Source organism: Pleomorphochaeta caudata (assembly GCF_055395745.1).
In genome coordinates this window covers 671964-692174 of sequence record NZ_AP042458.1, presented here as the reverse complement: position 1 = coordinate 692174, position 20211 = coordinate 671964, and the positions used below count along the sequence as shown (strand labels likewise).

Below are 20211 nucleotides of genomic sequence, written 5' to 3'. Positions count from 1 at the left end.
TTGATGGAAACTAGGAAAGTTCTATAACTTTAGTGGAAAAAAGTTGAATTCTAGTGTACCATAATCATATGAAAAATGATGAAGAAATACTTTTAGAAGTTGAAAATATAAGTAAAAAAATAAGAGAATATCAGAAGGCTTATTATATTGATGCAAATCCTGTTGTTAAGGATATAGACTATGATAGATTGTTCGATAAGCTTGTTGAATTAGAAACGCAGTATCCTCAATTTAAGAAATCTGATTCTCCTACACAAAGAGTAGGAAGTGATTTAGATTCAGATTTTGATGAGGTTGAACATACAATACCTGTTTTGAGTCTTGATAAAGCTTACAGTGTTGAAGAAATCTCTTCTTGGATAGATAAAAACCAAAAGAAAGCTACTAGTGCTTTAAATTTTGTTTTAGAACAAAAAATAGATGGTATTTCAATTGTTTTGTATTATGAAAATGGTCTATTAATTAGAGCTGTTACTCGTGGTAATGGTACAATTGGTAATGATGTAACCAATAATGTTAAAACTATAAAATCTGTTCCTCTTAGATTAACTGAAGATATTAATATTGCTGTTAGAGGAGAGATATATTTAGAAAAAAAAGTCTTTGAAGAAATAAATAAGACATTAGAACAACCTTTTGCAAATCCTAGAAATTTATGTGTTGGAACAATTCGAAGAAAAAAGAGTATAGAAAGTGCTAAAATACCTTTAAATATATTTGTTTATGAAGGCTTTTTTGATGAGGCTCAGTATTCTTTTAACTCTCATGTAGAAATTTTATCAAAATTAAAACAATTAGGATTTAGAACAAATCCTAATTTAACATTGTTTTCAAAAGATATTGAAAGTGCAAAAGCTCTTCTAGAAAATCAAAAAGTTGAAGGCAAGTATTCCCAGTTTAGAGATATAGCTGATGAAATAAAAACCCAAACAGAGAAACGAAATTCTCTTGAATATGAAATTGATGGTTTAGTTTTAAAAGTTAATGAAATTAATGTAAGAGAAGAATTAGGATATACAATTCACCATCCTCGTTGGGCAATAGCATATAAGTTTGAATCTCCTTTTTCTCAAAGTGTCGTAAATTTAATAGAAGTTCAAGTTGGAAGAACTGGTAGATTAACCCCTGTTGCTAGAATAAATCCTGTAGAAATAGGTGGCTCTACTGTTAGTAATGTTACTCTTCATAATCAACAATATATTGATGAATTAGAATTAGCCTTAGGAGACACTGTTGAAGTTAGTAAAAGAGGGGATGTAATTCCTGCTGTAGAAAAAGTAGTTGAAAAAAATGAAAATGGAGAGACTACTTATAAAATGCCTGATAAGTGCCCTGTTTGTTCAACTCCTGTAGTATTAAAAGGTTCTCATCAATTTTGTCCAAATGAATTTTGTCCAAAGCAAGTACAAGGAAGATTAGAATTCTTTGTAGGAAAAGGGCAAATGGATATGGATACCCTTGGTCCTAAAACTATTGAAGTCTTATTGAATTTAGATTTAGTTAAAGATGTTCAAGATATTTATAATATCGATTATGAAAAATTAAGTTATGAAAAAGGTTTTGGTGATAAAAAAATTAAAGCCATAATTGATGCAATAGAAGAAAGCAAAAAAAAGCCATTTAGTAGAGTTTTAACTGCTTTAGGTATTCCAGAAGTTGGAAAGAAAATTGTCGACATGTTAATAAAAAATGGGTTTAATTCTATTGATAAATTATATGAAATAGTTGAATCTAAAGACTATAATAAGTTGTGTGAAATTCCTTTAATTGCAGAGAAAACTGCACATAATATTATTGAAACCTTGGATGAACCTTTAATGAGGGAGAGAATTACTGCTTTAAAAGAAATTGGATTAAACATGGAAGAAAAAGAAGAACGTGGTAGTTTTGAACAAACCTTTGAAAATCAAGTTTGGGCTGTTACTGGTTCTTTTGAAAACTATAATCCAAGAACTTTAGCTTTAGAAGAAATTGAGAAAAGAGGCGGTAGAACTGTATCTGCAATTTCATCAAAAACTACTCATTTATTATTAGGCAAAGGTGGAGGAAGTAAAAGAGAAAAAGCTCAAAAACTCAATATTGAGATAGTAAGTGAAGAAGAGTTTTTAAATTTGTTAAATATAGGTAAAGCTTCAGAAAAAGTTAAAAAAACTGAATATGAACAACAAGAATTGTTTTAAATGTGCATATTTTGTTAATAAATATACAAAATATAGTATATTAATATAGAAAAATAATCGTTTTTTTATTAATTTATATAAAAATCATTGTGGGAGCAAAAGAAATGAATGAATTAGCTAAAGAATTAAATGATATTCTAAATGGTAGTGTGGTGTATGATTTATTCTCAGATTATGGTAAGAGAATGTATTTCCCAAAAGGGATTGTAGCACAAAGTGCACAAGCTAAAGCAAAAGCAACTAGATATAATGCAACTGTTGGTCAAGCTTTTAAAAATGGTGCTCCTTTGTACTTGGATGAAATTTATGATAATTTTGATAAAAGCAAAATGAGCCCAGCAGAAATCTTTACATATGCACCTGGTGGTGGTATGCCTCAGTTAAAAGAATTATGGAGAGAAGATATGATTGAAAAAAATCCTTCTCTAAAAGGTAAATCTTTTTCAATGCCTGTTGTAACTGGTGGTTTAACTCAAGCTTTATCAATTGTATTAAGATTATTTTTAAATGAAGATGATACTGTAATATTACCTCATTTATTCTGGGATAACTATGATTTAATTATTAAGGAAAATGTTAATGCTTCATTTACAACTTTCCCTTTATATGATTCTAGTAACCAAGCTTTTAATTTAGAAGGATTTAAAAATGCAATTGCCTCTTCTAAGTCAAAAAAGATTGTTACAGTTTTAAACTTCCCAAATAACCCAACTGGTTATACTCCAACAAATACTGAAATGGATCAAATTGCAAATATTTTAATAGATGCAGCTGATCAAGGAAAAAAAGTATTAGCATTATGTGATGATGCATATTTTGGTCTTTTCTATGAAAAAGATACAGCAAGAGAATCTTTATTTGCAAAAATTGCAGATGCTCATGAAAATTTATTTGCAGTAAAAGGTGATGCAGCAACAAAAGAAGCAATGGTATGGGGCTTTAGAGTTGGATTTATAACTGTTTCAACAAAGAACTTTAGTGCAGAACAATATGAAGCATTTAATAAGAAAATTTTAGGAAGTATTAGATCTTCAGTTTCAAACTGTAGTAAACCTTCTCAAAGTTTATTAATTAAAGCTTTAAGTAATAAATCAACTTATAATGCTGGAAAAGAGGAAGCTCGTAAAGAAATGGAGTTGCGTTATTACATAATCAAAGATAAGCTAAAAGAGAAAGAAAATATTGATTATCTTAAACCTCTTGCCTTTAATAGTGGATATTTTTTATCTTTTGAATGTAAAGGTGATGTTGAAGAATTAAGACTTTATTTATTAGACAATTATAATATTGGAGCTATCAACATTATGAATAAAGTTTTAAGAGTAGCATATTGTTCTGTTGATTCAGAAAAATTAGCAGATTTATTTGATATTATTTATAAGGCTGCAGGAGAGCTATGGACTTAAAAACTAAAATATATTTGGTAAATACCGAAAATGAGAAATTCATGGGAATAGGTGTTGTTTGGCTTTTAGAAGAAATAAAAAAACATTCTTCTCTTAGAGCAGCAGCAAATGAAATAGGTATATCCTATTCTAAAGCATATTCGATGATGAATATGTTAGAAGCTTCTTTAGGTAAAATTATTTTAGTTAGAAGGCGAGGAGGCTTCTCTAGACAAGGAGCCTATTTGACAGAGTTCGGTGAAGAGTTTTTAAAGTCATATAAAGTTTTTCATAATGAAATCAAAGAGATAACCAAAAAACCTTTTGAAACATTTAATGAAGAAGTAAATTCTTTATTAAATATGTATGATAAAGAGGGCAAAAAATTGTAAGATAGACTAGAATTATCTTTTTAATAAAAGATATTCAGTTTTTCTTAGGAGGATATATAGATGAAAAAGAAGCCAGTCGAAGGATTGCAATATAATTTTGACATTACAAATTTAGGGGAGCCAAAATTATCTACACCAATTATAATGAGCGATGATCAAGGTGATGGTCAAGCTGATTATGTTTGTGATGATGATAGACTGTTTTTTAGCGTTGAATCTAATATTGATGAGAAAGGTAATAGAGTTCCATTAGTAAAAGATACAGTTGAAAAAGCAGGACCTAGAAAGAAAATATATTTTAACCCTGCTCATGTACATGCAGCAATTACAACTTGTGGGGGTATTTGCCCAGGTTTAAATAATGTAATTAGATCTGTTGTAAGATGTTTTTGGTATAGATATGGGGTTAGAAGAATTAGTGGTGTTCAATTTGGTTATAGAGGTTTATTAGAAAATTCTCCTTGGCCTTTGATTCCTTTAGATCCTGATGTAGTTGATGATATTCAAGAAAAAGGTGGTACAATTCTTGGTTCTGCACGTGGTGGTGGAATGCAAGTAGATGAAATTGTTGATTCTTTAGAAAGATTAAACATTAATATTTTAATTACCGTTGGTGGTGATGGTACTTTACGTGGTGCTTATGATATTGGTGAAGAAATAAAAAGAAGAGGATTAAAAATTTCTGTTATTGGTGTACCAAAAACTATTGATAATGATTTATCATTTATTCAAAGTTCATTTGGATTTGATACTGCAGTTGGTGCTGCTGTGCCTAGTGTACGAGGAGCACATGTTGAAGCTAAAAATTCAATCAACGGTATTGGTCTTGTAAAAGTTATGGGTAGAGAAAGTGGTTTTATAGCCGCACACACTTCTTTAGCTCAAAGTGATGTTAACTTCTGTTTAATTCCTGAAAATCCTTTTGATTTATATGGTCCTAATGGTTTATTAGCTCACTTAAAAGAAAGAATAATGACTAGAAAGCATGCTGTTATTTTAGTTGCAGAAGGCGCTGGACAAGACTTAGTCCCTTCTACAGGTAAAAAAGATGCTTCTGGTAATGTAAAATATGCAGATATTGGGATATTCCTAAAAAATGAAATTAAAAAATATTTTGATGAAGAAGGAATTGAAGCAAATATAAAATATATTGACCCTTCTTATATTATTAGAAGTGCTCCAGCTAATTCATTTGACTCAATTTATTGTGCTAGACTTGGTGCTCATGCTGCTCATGCTGCAATGGCTGGTAAGACACAATGTTTAATTTCACAAATTAATAATAGATTCGTACATATTCCTATTAAACAAGCAGTATGCAAACGAAACCATGTTGATGTTGAAGGAAGTCTTTGGAGAGATGTTATCGAAAACACACGACAACCTTTCTCTATGAAGAATGATAGTAAAATTGATATGTAATTTATTAATAATACGATAAATTTTTATTAATTCTCAAAATTTTTTAAAAAAGGGGTTGAATAAAACGCTTAATTTAGGTATCTTTCGCCTTGTAAGAGAGTAATTCCTCGATGAATTTTCTCTTCAACCTCCTTTTGTTTTGCCTCGGTAGGCTTTTACCTCCTTTTAGTCTACTGAGGATTCTTTTTGCCCAAATCTTTTAAAATTTTATTGAGATTCCTGAACTAAATTGAATATCTGAATAACTATTTGGATTTACATCTGATGTTTGTAAAACATCCATATAAACATATGAGAGGGTATTTCTGTTTGAAACTTCAAAATAATTATTCTTATATATTTGATAATTTAGAGTTCCATTTACAACATGTTTAATTGAGAATATTCCATTTTTAAATATCTCACTGCCATAGTTAGGTCTACCATCATTTGAAATTGGATTGCCAGAACTATCTACAGTAGATGCCATAAATATATTCATTTCACCTTTTAATAACAAATAATAATAGAGTGAAAAATCAAATTTATTTAATCTAGTATAGGTTGTTTGAAGTTTGAAGGCTACGGAGTCTCCTCCTTCACTAAAACCAATAAATGTTGGTTCAATTATATAACTTTGATTAATTACAAAAGTTCTATCGAAAGTAATAAAATCTACTTCATCTCTTCTATATAGACAGGGCGACGCTAAAAGAGCTTCAGCGCTAATATTTAGAATATCTGTATTATTAATAGTTGAAACATATTTCAACCCACTAGAAAAGCCCCAAGCACCAGATTGGCTATCATCTTCATTAGGAGCTCTAGCTTGATCTAAAACAAACTGTGAATACCAACTTAATTTATTTGTTAATAAAATATCTGATTCTAATGATGCAATAGCGTTAAACATGCCTCTCATATTAATATTATGATAAATATATGATGGGTTGAGATATAATGGGATTAAGGTGTCATTTTGGTACATGACATTTTCACTTACTGCAAATCTAAAGAATTCTGTTGGTCTAAATTCAAGTCTGTGAGTTAAAAACATTTTTACTTTTGTATCAGGACTTTCTCCCCAATCCGTTTGAGTATTTAATAAAGCTATTGTGTTATTTATATTGAAGTTTTTCGAAAATATTTTTAGATTAATAAAATTATTTTTTATATGATCATCATAAATAAAGTTTCCAATAGTACTATTTCCCCATTCTAGTTTATCTTTTGAAAAGTTAAAGTTCCAATTATCTCCACCTACGGAGAAAATAGCTCTTTTAGGTGTGTCAAAATCAATATATTTACTTGCTAAAGGAATATTAGTTGCTGTACTTTGGTTATATTGATTTGTTAAAATATTATATTTTATAGCGGTTTTTGGAAGAGCTCCAATACCATATTGAGCTAAATTATCATACAATTGATTTCCCGTATAATAATATTGACTTTCACTACTTGGTTCATATTTTCCTTGTGAATATTGTAAATCACAACTGGTAAAAAATATATCATCCATTGCTAGTTTAAGATTTAATTTTAGTAAGGGTAATCTATCTTCTTGTTCATAAACCCAATCTCTATGGGTTTTTATATCTACTGTATTAGTATGAGTATAAACTTCAAACCCACTTAAAGCTTCAACATCCATAGACGCTTTATCATCAAGAGTGATGTCTAAATTATTTTGATTAATTATTTTATTAATATATGAATAATAATTTTTACCTGTGGCATTTAATTCATTATAGTCAATTTGGCTTAGATATAATTTTAATTGTCCAATAGAATATGGTTTCGCTGCGGTAGGAGGTACTTTATGATCAATTATATATATATAGTCTATATAATCATAAACATTATTATCTAGAGAAAATATTTCTTGATCCATTGAATATAAACTCAATGGAACAAGAATAAGCATACTAATTAAAGTTAAAAATTTTTTCATGTTAATTTCTTCTATAAGCTATAAGAAAGACTTAAAACTAATTGCATATCAGAGGTTTTTTCTCCTGATACATTTTGATAGTTATTGATGTTGATATAATCTAATTGAACAAAACAACTTAAGTTTTTATTTACATTATAGCTTGCACTAGCACCAAGAACTAAGGTTTGTGATACAGAGTCTCTATCAGCGAATACAGAAGTTGGTTCTCTTGAAGTTGAAGAAGAATTTAAATTATTATTGGGGTTCGTTGTAGTAGGTGTTGTGTATTCAGAAGTATCTTGATCTGATTCAACTTTTTGCCAACAAGTGAATTTATCAAATGTTCCATGTAACATATAGAATAGATTTGTTTCAATATTCCATTTTCCATAATTCTTAACAGAAGAATTTAAATTGAATACAACAGCATCCCCACCATATTTATAACCTAAGAATTCATTATGATACCAAGTTCCATGACTTGCAAATTCTCTAAACGCTACAACATAGTTTATTCCATATTGATCCAATCCACCATCACCTTGTGGACTAGAAGATAATCCATTCCCTCTTAAATATAAATATGGGTCAGTATATGCAAATTCAAAAGTAGTATTACCTTTATATTTGTTTAAAACATCATAATTATATTTTATACCAGCGATATATCCAAAGGCATTTGGATAAGCTGAAGAAGCAATTCCTGGATAAGGTTCTCCTGGTAAAGCAAATTCATCCATTACGCCTTGTGCATAAATGTTAAAGTTTTTAAATGGAGTGTAATCTAATTCTAAAGAAAGAAGAGAGTTTGCATTTGCTCTAATGTAGAAATTGTGGAATAAAGCTGCTGGAGATAAATATCTTAAATCTAATACATTTTCTTCTGATTGATACATAATTGACTCAGAAATTGCAATTCCAACTTTATTATTAAATAATCTACCTTCTCCTCTATGAGCAATTAATGCTCTAGTTCCCTCGACTGGATCACCTTGATTTAATCCTGTAGTGGGATCAAAATCACCATCTATATAATTCATTGGATGAGGGAAGAATGATGTTATAAAGGTATATTTAAATTGGTTTGAAAAGGTTGTATATCTTAATTCATCAAGATAGGGAAGATTGTCACCAATCATAAGATTTGAAGAAATTCCATGGCCCCATTTTGTTCTATCTCTACCTATTTCTAATGACCAAGTATCATCACCAAATGCTAAAAAGCCTCTATAAGGGAAATTAAAATCTAAATCAAAAATTTGATTTGGTGGTAATCCGACTATATTGTGAGATACTGTTTCACTTCCAAATGTTGTTTCTGTAGTATATGTTGAAGCAATTGAGAAATTGCCAAGACCATAAAAGTTTTCACCCATCCAAGCTTCGAATCCAATATTTATAAGAGGTTTTTGATCTAAGAAATTGTAGATAAAGTTTTCTCGTCTAACAAAATCTGTAGTGTTTTGATGAATATAACTTTCTAAGTTTAAGTCAACATCCCAGTTAATTTTACTGTATTTGTTGGTGTTCTTTTCATCTTGGGTTAAGCTTTCTTTGATATATTTATATACATTAGCATCAGCTTTACTAAATTTACTTGTATCTAATAAGTCAAGCATCATAATTAATTCGCTATCAGAATAAGGGGCAGCGGCTGATGGCATTGCTAATGATTGAGCTAAATATAAGTCTTTAATTCCATCATATAAATCGCTATCTATATGTTCAATTTTTTGATTGTTATTAAAAGCAAAAAGGCTATTTAAGGAAAATAACAATAAGGTAAATAATATTGCAAGTCTATTGTTTTTTTTAGGCATAAAAAAACTCCTCTGTTATGTCGGTTTGACTATTGTAACAAAGAAGTTTTATTAAAACAATTAAAATATTAGGTTAATAGATAAAAGTTTTAAAGGAAATGTAGATAAATAACAAATTGGTTATTTAAGTAATGCAGAATATGCTAAAAGCAATTCATCACCTTCACATCCGTTTAATACTTTTTTTGCTAAAATTTTTCCAAGTTGAACACCTTCTTGATCGAAAGAGTTTAAATTCCAAATAAAACCTTGGAACATTACTTTATTTTCAAAATGTGCTAATAGGGCACCAAGAGTTTTTGGAGTTAATTGTTCTGCTGATATAAGGGAAGAATATCTATTTCCTTCAAATTGTTTATTTGGATTTGTATCATCTTTACCAATTGCAAAGGCAACAATCTGAGCAGTTAAATTTGCATTCAATTTTTCTTGGCTTGTAGAATTATCAACAGTAATATCTTTTTCAAATTGACTTTTCTTAAATCCAATAAATTGAAGAGGTACAATATCAGTTCCTTGGTGAAGTAATTGGTAGAAAGAATGTTGTCCATTAGTTCCTGGTTCACCAAAGATAGTTGGTCCGGTTTGATAATTAATGCTTTCACCAAATCTATTAACATGTTTACCGTTACTTTCCATATCTAATTGTTGAAGGTGAGCAGGGAATCTTGATAAAGCTTGTGAATAAGGAAGTACTGCTGTTGAAGGTATTTTTAAAACATTTCTTAAATATACACCAATAAGAGCATCCATTAATGAAGCATTTTCTTTAATATTTGGATTTAATGCATTAATATCAGCTTCATGAGCACCTTCTAATAATTCATTAAAAGTTTCAAAACCTAAAGCAATTGATAAAATTGTTGCTCCTACAGCACTAGTTGAGCTATATCTACCGCCAATATAATCATCAATAAAGAAAGCAGATAAAACTTGTTTGCTATTAGCTAATGGGCTAGTTTTACTTGTAACTGCAATCATATGTTTGCTTGGATCAAAACCTTCAATATTGCAGGATTTTAAAGCATCAAATACTAAATCTCTATTAGTTAGAGTTTCTTGAGTTGTTCCGCTTTTTGAAACCAAAACAAATAATGTAGTTTCAAAATCAATGTCTTTGATAACATCGCTAACATCATCAGGGTCTACATTACTAATGAATTTTGCATCAATGATTTGTTTTTTTTGTGCAATGCAATATCCTTTTAGTGCTAAATATAATGCTCTAGGACCTAAATCACTACCACCAATACCAATTTGTACAACAGTATTAAAGTTTTTGTTTGTTGATCCCTTTATTTTTCCACTTCTAACAGCCTCAGAAAAATCTTTTATGCGTGCTAATTGTGATTTATAAAATTCACCTTTATTTTCACCATCAACTACAACATCATCTAAGATTTGACCTCTAGTTAATTGGTGTAGTACACATCTATTTTCACCAGTGTTAATTCTTTCTCCATTTAATAGAGTTTTATATTTTTCAATTAAGCTTTGTTCGTCACTTAGCTCTTGCATGATTTCAATATGTTTTTCATTGATTGGCATTGCTGCATAAGAATAAGATAATTGAGAGCCGTTTTTAATTTGACATTCTTCAATTCTTTCTTTGTTTAAACCTTCTTTTAAATTTAAAGGACTTAGAGCATTTAATTTATTATAAGTATTAAGCTCTGAAAAATTTTTATATTCCATATTAGTCTCCTATATGAGATTATCATATTTATAGATAAAGAAAATTTCAAGAAAAAAGGCTTTGAAGTTAATCAAAGCCCTAATTTTTTTTATTCTTGTATATCAGGAATTCTGTTTTTGAAACTTTCTTGTAAGTCTTCTTTAGTCATTCCTTCTCTTAAAATAACAAAAATAGTATCATCACCAGCAAGTGTTCCTAAAATTTCAGGAATTGCTAAAACATCTAATGCAATAGCAACACTATTAGCATGGCCACTTCTTGTTTTTATAACACCGAAGTTTGCACTGAACTCTATTGATAAAATTCCACGACGTACATCTTGGATGTAGCTCTTTTCAGATTCGCTAATTAAGTCATTTTCGGGTAAAGCATAGTAATAGCCTGACCAACCATCTGAAATTTTACCAACTTTTAACATTTTTAAGTCTCTTGATAATGTTGCTTGAGTAACAGAGTAACCCTCTTTTTTTAACATTTCTAATAAAGTGTCTTGGTTATCTATTCGATTATTTTTAATTAATTCTTTTACAAGATTGAGTCTAGTATGACGTTCCCGCATTATATGCTCCTTTAATACTATGCATTCGTACTGTATAAATATACAATAGAAAGTAGAAAAAAACAAGATATAATTATTTACCTAGAAGAAAATTATAATATTGAGATTTTTACTATTAATATAAAAGGTCATCTAAATATTTTTTTTATTGACTACTAATTATTCTTACTTAGAAACCTTAATTATTTGTCTATTATAGACTTGAAAAATATATTATGTGAGTGCATTATTTTAGTATGAATACAAATTGTATAGGAATAATTATATCAATATTTTATTTTGGAATAGTTTTTTTAGGTTTGTTTCTAATTAGTAAAAAAACAAAAATTGATGATTTTGTAAAAGAAAAAATTGTTTTTATATTAACATCAACTTGGTGGATAATTTTAATTTATTTTATAAAATCTTCTTTATTAGCTATTATGCTTATTCTTATTTTTTTATTTATTAATTCTTTATTCTTGTTTTATCCGAAACTAATAAAATCTTTTAATTTTAAAAATCGTAAATATAATATTAGTATTTATAATTTTACTTTTTCTTTTTTAATATTAACTATATTTGTTTATATAGGAAAATTAGAACTTTTTGCTGCAACAATAGGCATTTTTTTGATGGGATATGCAAATAGTGTTTCTAGTATTTTCTCAAAGCTTTGGAAAAAGAAACAAATTTTATTAAATACCGGATATAAAACAATATTTGGGACAATTTTAATGTTTCTCTTTAGTTTTATCATTATATTTGCAGTTTTATGCTTTATGAGTAGTATGGCTTTAAATATAATTTTATTTCTTAGCTTATTAATTAGTTTGGTTGCAACTTTATTAGAATTAATTACTCCAAGGGGTTTAGATAGTATCAGTATTCCTTTATTATGTGCCTTATTAACAGGAGTAATAGTATGATAGATAGATTTTTAACAAGTGCAGAAACTCATTCTTTTGCCGCTGTAATAGATAGATTTTTTATAAAGTTAGATTATTATGTAATTTGGATTATATTAATTTTATTATTATTAACTTTAGTAGCTTATCTTTTTAAACAAGTAACAATTGGCGGTGCTATTTCAGCTTTTTCTATAAGTTTAATTGTTGTTTTTGCTTTTGGATTCGGAGGCTTATCACTATTTTTGTTTTATATATTAAGTGCGATCTTTTTATATAATTTAAATAATAAGAATGAAATTTATGAAGAAGTTTTAGATATTCAAGGTAGGAAAAATAGAATAAATTTTTTAGATTTATTTTCTAAAGGGATTATAATTTTTGTATTGTCTTTTATATATTTAATTAATCCTAGTAATTTAGTCATTTTTTTATTTGGAGTTTCCTTATCTCAAGTATCTAGTGATTTATATTCAACAGAACTTGGAGTTTTTTCTAGAGGGAAAACTGTTTCTATATTGAATGGAAGTCCTATAAAACCTGGATTATCAGGAGGGATTTCTTTTGAAGGTGCTTTATCTGCTATAGTTGGAGCTTTTTTAGTTTCGCTTTTGTGGTATTCAATATATCTAGTTCCATCAATAAAAAGTATATCTTTTATAGCAATTATGACTTTATCGGGGTTTACAGGTTGTATTATTGATAGTCTTTTGGGTATAACTGTTCAAGCAAGTTTCTTTGATGAAAATGATAATATATTTGTTGAAAAAGAAATAAGAGATGGTAAAAAAATACCTTTAGTAAAAGGTATTAGATTTATAAATAACAATAAGGTAGATTTTATAAGCAATTTATTTAGTATTGCTTTTGCAGCATTCTTTTATGTTGTTATTATTTAATTCTATATAAAAAAATAAAATATTGACTTGCTTATTGGCAAATTTATTTGTATTTTTTTATAGATAGCTTTGCGCTACTAAAATTTACTTTAAATAATTGAATTTGAAGAGAGGAAAAAGAAATGGCTAAACAACTACAATTTAGTGAAGAATCTAGAAAATCTTTGGTAAATGGTGTTGAGAAAATTTCTCGTGCAGTTATGACAACTTTAGGCCCTAAAGGTCGCCTTGTTTTATTAGATAAAAAATTTGGTGCTCCAACTGTAACTAAAGATGGCGTATCCGTCGCTCGTGAAATAGAACTTGAAGATCCATTTGAAAATATGGGTGCACAATTACTAAAAGAAGTTGCTACAAAAACAAACGATGTAGCTGGAGACGGAACTACTACAGCTACAGTATTAGCTTGGTCTATTACAAAAGAAGGAATGAAGAGTGTTGCTTCTGGTGTAAACCCAATGGGAATTAGAAGAGGTATTGATAAAGCTGTTGAAGATGCTGTTGCAGAAATCAAAAAAATGTCAAAATCAATTAAAGATAAAGAAGAAATCGCACAAGTTGCAACAATTAGTGCAAACAACGATAGAACAATTGGTGATGAAATTTCTAATGCAATGGAAAAAGTTGGTAAAGACGGTGTTATAACTGTTGAAGAATCTAAAACTTTTGAAACAACAACTGACTTTGTTGAAGGTATGCAATTTGATAGAGGTTATTTAAGTGCATATTTCTGTAATAACAGAGAAACAATGACTTCAGTATTAGAAGATCCTTTTATCCTTATTTATGATAAAAAGATTTCAAACATGAAAGAATTACTTCCAATTTTAGAAAAAATTGCTCAAACAAATAAACCTTTATTAATTATTGCTGAAGATGTTGAAAGTGAAGCTTTAGCAACTTTAGTTGTAAACTCAGTAAGAGGTATCTTAAATGTTGTTGCTGTAAAAGCTCCAGGATTTGGAGACAGAAGAAAAGCAATGCTAGAAGATATTGCTGTATTAACTGGTGGTGAAGTAATTAGTGAAGAAATTGGCTTAACACTAGAAAAAGCAGAAATCTCTATGTTAGGTAGAGCTAAAAATGTAAAAGTTGATAAAGAAAACACAACAATCATTAATGGTGCAGGTAAAAAGAGTGATATCGAAGAAAGAACAGCTCAAATTAAAGCACAAATTATTGAATCAACTAGTGATTATGACAAAGAAAAACTTCAAGAAAGACTTGCAAAACTTGCAGGTGGTGTTGCAGTAATTAATATTGGTGCAGCAACAGAAGTTGAATTAAAAGAAAAGAAACATAGAGTTGAAGATGCATTAAGTGCAACCCGTGCTGCAATTGAAGAAGGTGTTATCCCAGGTGGTGGAGTAGCTTTAGTTCAAGCAGTTAAGACTTTAGAAAATAAAAATCTAGACAAATTAACAGAAGATGAAAGAATCGGTTACAAGATTGTTCGAAGAGCATTAGAAGAACCAATTCGTCAAATTGCTGAAAATGCAGGTCTAGATGGTTCAATCATTGCTGACAAGTGTAAAAACAGTGAAAATGGTATCGGTTATGATGCTAATGTAATGCAATGGGTTAATATGGTAGATAATGGAATTATCGATCCAATGAAAGTAACTCGTTGTGCACTACAAAATGCAGCATCTATTGCACAATTGATTTTAACAACAGAATGTGCAATTACTGATATTCCAGAACCAGAAGCTCCAGCTGCTCCTGCTCCAGGCATGGGCGGTATGGGCGGCATGATGTAAAAAACTTATAAAAGTAATAAATAGGGCTTCGTATTTTTACGAAGTCCTAATATTATTATTCCCATAGACAAAACGAAAAACTTGACTATAATAAACTTAACGTGTTATTTTAATTTGCATTGGTATTTATTTTTTTATAAATACTGAGAATTATTTTTGACATAATATAAAGATTATGTTTATAAAGGTGGTTTAATTAATGAATTCATTATTAGCATTAATGGGCACAACAGGAGCAGCATCAAGTACTGCACAAACTGGAAGTATGGCAACATCAATCATTACTTTTGGTTTAATAATTGTAATTATTTATTTTTTAATAATTCGCCCACAGAAAAAGCGTGATAAAGAAGCTAAAGATATGATTTCTTCAATTGCAAAAGGCGATAAGATCGTTACAATTGGTGGAATCCATGGTACTGTTGTTGCAGTTAGAGAACAAACAGTTGTAATCAAAGTTGATGACAATACTAGAATGGAATTTAGTAAATCAGCTGTTAGTAGTGTTGTTGCTAAAAAAGGAGCTGCAAAAGCTTCAACTAAAAACAAAGCAAAATCTAAAAATGCTAATAAAGCTACTGAAGAAAAAAAAGTAGAAGCAATTGAAGAAACACCAGCTGAAACTGATGACTCTGCTGAAAAATCAACTAAAGAAGAAAAATAAATTTTAATCACATAAGTTACTATTGGAGAATATTATGAAAAAACGTGATCGATTGATCATAGTTCTTTTGGTGTTACTTTTGTGCGGTTATTTCTTATATCCCACTTTCAAGTGGTATACAATCGTGCCTCAGGAAACAAAAGATCTCGCAAGTGGCTCAAATGAGCAAATTAGAGAGTATGCACGTGGACAAGCAACTCGAGAGCTTCGCGCTATAAAAGATTTAGTAAAAAGCGATGCCTCAGCAGCTGTTCCATCTGAATATTCTTATCTAGAAAAAATTGCAAAAGAAAATTATCGTGATATGGATAAAGATGTTCCATCTAAATGGAATATTGAAAATCTTTGTGCTGGTTTCTATAGTGAACAAGATATGTTCGATTCAATTGAACAATATTACAGATCTTCATTGATAGAAGTCAAAAACTTAAGCGATAATGTTTTACAATTAGGTTTAGATTTACGTGGTGGTATGAGTATTTTACTTGATGCTGATGTCGATGCTTATAATGAAAAAGCAGGCAAGAGTGCAAGTGCAAGTGAAATTAATACATTAGTTCAACAAGATATTGAAATACTTCAGAATCGTATTGACCAATTTGGTGTAAGTGAACCTGAGATTAGAATTCAAGGCAATGATCAAATATTAATTGAAATTCCTGGCGCTGCGGATCCTGAAAGAGTTAACTCATTCTTAAGAGGTAAAGGGTCTTTAGTTTTCCAAATTGTTGATGAATCATTAACACAACAACTAAATACTTATTTTGAAGAAAATCCAACAGAAGTATATACAGAAAGTGGTGAAATCAAACAACCTGATTTCTTACCTGCTGGTAAAATTGCAGCTGGTTATTTTGTAAAAGATTCTTATGGAATTGATGAATTAAAGAATTTTGTAGTTTTAAATGATGAAGTTGGTTTAGATGGTGCTCATTTAGAAAGTGCACAAACTGGAACAAATTCAATTACAGGACAACCTGTTGTTAACTTCCATTTAGATGCTAGCGGTGGTGATGCATTCTATAAATTAACATCAACTCATGTTGGTGAATCAATGGCTGTTGTTATGGATGGTAAAGTTAAATCTATTGCAACAATCAATGAACCAATTAGACAAGATGTTCAAATTTCTGGATTCAGTCAAACAGAAGCATCAGATTTAGCAATTGTATTGAGAACTGCTGCTCTTCCAATTGAGTTAATAGTATCAAGTCAACAATCTGTTGGTGCAACCTTAGGTGAAGATGCTGTTAGTGCTGGTTTAGAAGCAATATTAATAGGTGTTATCTTAGTTATTGTATTTATGTTTGCATATTATAGTGTAAGTGGTTTAGTTGCTAATTTAGCTTTAGTCTTAAACTTGATAATAATGTTGGCAGTATTGTCTGCATTAAAGTTTACATTAACACTAACTTCAATCGCTGGTTTAATATTAACCTTAGGTATGGCTGTTGATGCAAATGTAATTATATTTGAACGTATTAAAGAAGAATTAAAGTTAGGAAAGAGCCCACAGGCTTCTGTAAATGCTGGTTTTGGTAAAGCTTTCTGGACAATTATGGATGCGAATATTACAACAATTATTGCGGCATTAGTTCTTTCACAATTAGGATCTAGTGCGGTTAAAGGTTTTGCAAATACATTAGCAATTGGTATTGTTAGTTCATTATTTACTGCATTATTTGTTTCTCATTTAATTTTTGATGCATCAATCACTGATCGTGAAGGCGCAAAAATACGAATAAGCTGGAGGAAAAAATATGAAAAATAATCTTCCTGTTATTAAAGCACGTTTTATAGCGTTATCTTTCTCAATTCTATTACTAGTTGTTGGTATTGTTTCTTTTATTGTAAACGGTGGATTTAATACTGGTATTGACTTTGAAAGTGGTTTAAGCCAAAGAGTTCAAATTGCTCCAGTTGGAATGAATGTAGTATATTCAGGTTCTGAAGATGTTCTATTATCAGTTAATAATGGTAATTTAACAGTGGAAGAAAGAAGTGAAAATGGTGTTACAAATACAGTATTTAAGAGTGCTGACTATCCAACAGTAAGTGATTTAGCAACAGCTTTAGAAACAATTGATGGAGTAACAGTAACAGTTATAGATGGTAGTATTGCTTCTAATACTATGTTATCTGGATATGGATTCCCTGCTTCATTAACAAGTGAACCTACTGAATTGAATTTTGGTGTTGGTGGTTCAGTTAGTATTGAAGAGGTTAGATCAGCATTATCTGCTTTAGGAAATGTTCAAGTACAAACTGTTGGAAATGAAGTTGATCAAATCTTCCAAATTAGATTAGGTACTGGTGAAGCTGATACACAAGATAGTATGGAAAAAGCCGTTACTGAAAATTTACAAGGCACATTTGATAATGGGTTTGTAGTTTTAGAAAGTAACTTCGTTGGACCAAGATTTAGTCAAACTTTGGTTTTAACTTCCTTATTTGCTGTATTAATAGCTATGGTATTAATTCTATTCTATGTATGGATTAGATTCAGATTTGCTTATGCAGTATCTTCTTTAATAGCATTAACACATGACGTATTATTGTTATTAGGATTTATTGTTTTATTCCAATTTGAAGTATCAAGTACTACAATTGCAGCAGTATTAACTATTATTGGTTACTCATTAAATGCAACAATTGTTATTTTCGACAGAGTTCGTGAAAATAGTTCTTTGATGAAAAACAAACCTTTTAATGAAGTAATTGAACATAGTGTTACTCAATCTTTAACACGTACTATAATGTCAAGTGTAACAACAGTTCTAGCTGTATTACCATTAGCAATTTTAGCTAGCGGTACAATTAGATTGTTTGCTATTAATTTGATTTTTGGTATTGTAATTGGTACATATTCTTCTAACTTTATCGCACCTTCATTCTTATATTGGATAAGCGGTGGTAAACATGTTGAAGAAAAAGTTAAAGAAGTTAAATAAAATATAAACTGATAGTCAATTATATATAACCGCAAGATTTTTCTTGCGGTTTTTTTTCTTTTAAAAGATTCCTTTTTCATTTATAATGTGGTAAGGATAAAAACATGAAAGTTATTAGATCTGAAGTAATAGGTTATTGTAAGGGAGTATCAAGAGCAATATCAATTGTTTATAAGGCAATTAAGTTAGGAAAAGAATTAGATAAAAAAGTTTATACTTTAGGTAATTTAATTCACAATCCTCAAGTTGTTGAAAGAATAACATTAGAAGGTGTTAAAGTAATTGAAGAGTCTGATGCAACTAATGTGGAACCAGGAATTGTGGTATTAAGAGCTCATGGAGTTAGTGATTATGTTAGAAGAACCTTTTTAGAGAATGGTTTTTATATATTTGACGCAACTTGTCCAATTGTACTTAAAGAACAAAAATTAGTTGAATTTGCTCCTCATGATTCTACAATAGTAGTAATCGGAGGTAAAATACATCCTGAAGCTTTAGCTTTAAAAAATGTTGAAACTCCCAACGAAAAGGTTATAATAAGTGATAAGCATGATATTATTAATATTCCAAATACAAATAATATTTTTGTTGTTATACAATCCACGTTTCCAAGTGGAATGAGTAAAGAAATTGTAAGTTCTCTAGAGAATTTTGCTCAGAAAAATGGTGTGGAGATAGAATTTGCAAATGAATTGTGTAATAGCAATCAAAGAAGAAGAATTGCTGTAGCTAAATTAGCAAAGCAATGTAATTGCATAATTGTCATAGGAGGTAAGAATAGTTCGAATACTCGAGGCTTGTATAATTATTGTGTTAATCAAGGTGTTGAAACATATTTAATTAGTAATAAGGATGAAATTCCTTTAGAAGTATTTGATTATGATGTTATAGGGCTAGCAACTGGGACATCTACTCCCCATTTTGTAATAGATGAAATAGAAGATAAATTAAAAAGAGGTAAAAATGAAACATAAAATTCCAATTCCAACAATTAAAAGATTCCCTTCTTATATTCGTTTAATAAAACAATATAAAGAAAATGGACTTCAAAGCGTAAGTGCAACAATATTAGCAAATGATTTAAGATTAAATCCTATACAAGTTAGAAAAGACTTAGCTTTTTCTGGAATTGAGGGGAAACCAAAAGTTGGTTTTGATATTGATCAATTGCAAAAAGCTTTAATTGAATCCTTGGGATGGAATAATGCTACAGATGCAATATTAATAGGTGCTGGTAATTTAGGTTCTGCATTATTGGGGTATAAGGGTTTTGGAAATTATGGCTTAAAAATTGTAGCAGCTTTCGATAAGAAAGAAGATACTATAGGTAAAACTATAGGGGGCCTTTGTGTAAAACCTTTAACAGAATTAGAAGAATATGTTCTGCTTAATGGTGTTAGTATAGCGATTTTAACTGTTCCTGCAAATCAAGCTCAAGCCTGCGCTCAATTGTTAGTTAAGTGTGGAATTCAAGCAATTTGGAATTTTGCGCCTAAAGATTTAACTTTACCTGAAAACATTGCAGTACAAAGAACTGACTTAGCAACTCAATTTGCTGTCCTTTCTGCGAAATTAAAATCTAACTTAATGAAAGATAACGATAAATCAGATTTAGATTTATGGTAAAAGAGAGTTAATGTGATTTTTATCACATTAACTTTATATAATATATAATTAATATGAA

Annotated in this window: 16 protein-coding genes; 12 read left to right on the top strand and 4 right to left on the bottom strand. The window is 29.5% G+C overall.

Features of this window, described 5'->3' with window-relative positions; translation table 11 throughout:
* The first annotated feature begins 68 nt into the window (after positions 1-68).
* The 4 genes from ligA to ACZ5RS_RS03210 all read left to right on the top strand — a co-directional run bounded on the left by ligA (position 69) and on the right by ACZ5RS_RS03210 (position 5379).
* Positions 69-2180 (top strand): NAD-dependent DNA ligase LigA, encoded by a 2112-nt coding sequence (gene ligA / locus ACZ5RS_RS03225; RefSeq protein ID WP_464637442.1) that lies wholly within the window; start codon positions 69-71, stop codon positions 2178-2180.
* A 104-nt stretch (positions 2181-2284) separates the two neighbouring features.
* A complete protein-coding gene (locus ACZ5RS_RS03220; RefSeq protein ID WP_464637440.1) occupies positions 2285-3586 on the top strand; it encodes an aminotransferase class I/II-fold pyridoxal phosphate-dependent enzyme in 1302 nt (433 codons plus the stop codon).
* A complete protein-coding gene (locus ACZ5RS_RS03215; protein ID WP_464637439.1) occupies positions 3577-3957 on the top strand; it encodes a winged helix-turn-helix domain-containing protein in 381 nt (126 codons plus the stop codon). Before ACZ5RS_RS03220 ends, ACZ5RS_RS03215 begins: the two co-directional genes overlap by 10 nt.
* 60 nt (positions 3958-4017) lie before the next feature.
* Entirely contained in the window at positions 4018-5379 is a 1362-nt protein-coding gene (locus tag ACZ5RS_RS03210) for an ATP-dependent 6-phosphofructokinase (RefSeq protein WP_464637437.1), read from the top strand.
* Positions 5380-5578: 199 nt separating this feature from the next.
* Here ACZ5RS_RS03210 and ACZ5RS_RS03205 read toward each other — a convergent pair whose 3' ends face one another.
* From ACZ5RS_RS03205 to argR, 4 genes are all read right to left on the bottom strand, one after another.
* On the bottom strand, positions 5579-7309 hold the full coding sequence (locus ACZ5RS_RS03205) for a hypothetical protein (protein ID WP_464637435.1): 1731 nt from the start codon (positions 7307-7309) through the stop codon (positions 5579-5581).
* Positions 7310-7320: 11 nt separating this feature from the next.
* Positions 7321-9111 (bottom strand): hypothetical protein, encoded by a 1791-nt coding sequence (locus tag ACZ5RS_RS03200; protein WP_464637433.1) that lies wholly within the window; start codon positions 9109-9111, stop codon positions 7321-7323.
* 120 nt (positions 9112-9231) lie between these two features.
* The gene (locus ACZ5RS_RS03195; protein ID WP_464637432.1) at positions 9232-10806 is read right to left on the bottom strand and encodes a glucose-6-phosphate isomerase; all 1575 of its coding nucleotides are present in this window, start codon (positions 10804-10806) and stop codon (positions 9232-9234) included.
* A gap of 89 nt (positions 10807-10895) precedes the next feature.
* The gene (argR, locus tag ACZ5RS_RS03190) at positions 10896-11366 is read right to left on the bottom strand and encodes an arginine repressor (protein WP_464637430.1); all 471 of its coding nucleotides are present in this window, start codon (positions 11364-11366) and stop codon (positions 10896-10898) included.
* 236 nt (positions 11367-11602) lie between these two features.
* On the opposite strand from argR, the gene ACZ5RS_RS03185 reads away from it, so the two are divergent.
* The 8 genes from ACZ5RS_RS03185 (at position 11603) to ACZ5RS_RS03150 (ending at position 20153) form a co-directional block, all read left to right on the top strand.
* Positions 11603-12274 (top strand): hypothetical protein, encoded by a 672-nt coding sequence (locus tag ACZ5RS_RS03185; protein ID WP_464637429.1) that lies wholly within the window; start codon positions 11603-11605, stop codon positions 12272-12274.
* Complete coding sequence (locus ACZ5RS_RS03180) at positions 12271-13152, top strand: DUF92 domain-containing protein (RefSeq protein ID WP_464637427.1); 882 nt, start codon at positions 12271-12273, stop codon at positions 13150-13152. The genes ACZ5RS_RS03185 and ACZ5RS_RS03180 overlap by 4 nt, the downstream gene beginning before the upstream one ends.
* 122 nt (positions 13153-13274) lie before the next feature.
* Positions 13275-14912, top strand: a complete 1638-nt coding sequence (gene groL / locus ACZ5RS_RS03175; RefSeq protein WP_464637426.1) for a chaperonin GroEL — start codon at positions 13275-13277, stop codon at positions 14910-14912.
* A gap of 199 nt (positions 14913-15111) precedes the next feature.
* A complete protein-coding gene (gene yajC, locus ACZ5RS_RS03170; protein WP_464637424.1) occupies positions 15112-15576 on the top strand; it encodes a preprotein translocase subunit YajC in 465 nt (154 codons plus the stop codon).
* A gap of 34 nt (positions 15577-15610) precedes the next feature.
* Complete coding sequence (secD, locus tag ACZ5RS_RS03165; protein WP_464637422.1) at positions 15611-17347, top strand: protein translocase subunit SecD; 1737 nt, start codon at positions 15611-15613, stop codon at positions 17345-17347.
* Positions 17337-18527, top strand: a complete 1191-nt coding sequence (gene secF, locus ACZ5RS_RS03160; RefSeq protein ID WP_464637421.1) for a protein translocase subunit SecF — start codon at positions 17337-17339, stop codon at positions 18525-18527. The genes secD and secF overlap by 11 nt, the downstream gene beginning before the upstream one ends.
* Before the next feature lie 104 nt (positions 18528-18631).
* Entirely contained in the window at positions 18632-19501 is an 870-nt protein-coding gene (gene ispH / locus ACZ5RS_RS03155; protein ID WP_464637420.1) for a 4-hydroxy-3-methylbut-2-enyl diphosphate reductase, read from the top strand.
* Entirely contained in the window at positions 19491-20153 is a 663-nt protein-coding gene (locus tag ACZ5RS_RS03150) for a redox-sensing transcriptional repressor Rex (protein ID WP_464637419.1), read from the top strand. The genes ispH and ACZ5RS_RS03150 overlap by 11 nt, the downstream gene beginning before the upstream one ends.
* Positions 20154-20211 lie beyond the last annotated feature (58 nt).